The following is a 753-nucleotide window of genomic DNA, read 5'->3' as shown; positions in this document are numbered from 1 at the left end:
ATCGACCCGAAGGACGTGGAGACGGCAATTGACGAGGACACTCTCACTGCGCTTTCGATGCAAACTGGTCTGTCGCGCGATGAGTTGATTGCCCGCATCACTAAAGACTTGCCCGAGGCGGTCGACAAGCTGACGCCAAGGGGCGAACTGCCAGCAGCGACCGATGAGATCGCACTCCTAGATCAGGTGCCGCCACGCACTCCAGAGCGGTAAACGGGGGATTACATCGACCGTTAAATTGGCCGCGCCGCAATCCGGAGCGCATGACTGAACGGGCGGGCCACGGCCTGCGGTTGGGCGCCGCGAAGGAAAGAGTGGTGAAAGGGGGCGATCTTCTCTTTGGACTGGTTGTGATGAGGCGGGACCCTGGCACAGGTCGGCGTTGAGTTCCTTCAACATGACCCTAAATTGATTGGTCCACCCGGTTCCGAAACGACACAATGCGGGCTCGGCTGAGGCCCCTCCGTCTTTGAGGTATCGTCCTCGCGACCGCGTAAACAAGAAAGTGAATGATCGACCGAGGTGACGCGATCACCCCATGTAGCGGCTTGCCGATCGAGCTTCAAAGTCAGCCTGATAGACTTTTGAAATAGACGTCATACAATCCCATTTTTCTGCTTTCAATGAAAGCAAAGCGAAATGGCCGAAGAACGCGCCAAACGCCGTCTTGCCGCCATATTGGCCGCCGACGTGGTGGGCTACAGCCGACTTCTGGACCTGGACGAGCAAGGAACATTGAACGCGTTAAAGAGG

Annotated in this window: 1 protein-coding gene; it reads left to right on the top strand. The window is 57.1% G+C overall.

Going from position 1 to position 753, the window contains the following annotated elements; all coding sequences use genetic code 11:
• Positions 1–213 (top strand): YidB family protein (locus tag NKJ11_RS33735; RefSeq protein WP_352795188.1); only part of this gene is annotated, 213 nt, incomplete at its 5' end.
• Positions 214–753: the final 540 nt, after the last annotated feature.

The organism is Mesorhizobium sp. M0243 (genome assembly GCF_040321775.1).
Taxonomy (GTDB): Bacteria; Pseudomonadota; Alphaproteobacteria; order Rhizobiales; family Rhizobiaceae; genus Mesorhizobium.
Note: the sequence above shows the minus strand (reverse complement) of the source record. Positions and strands in the feature narration are given on the sequence as shown.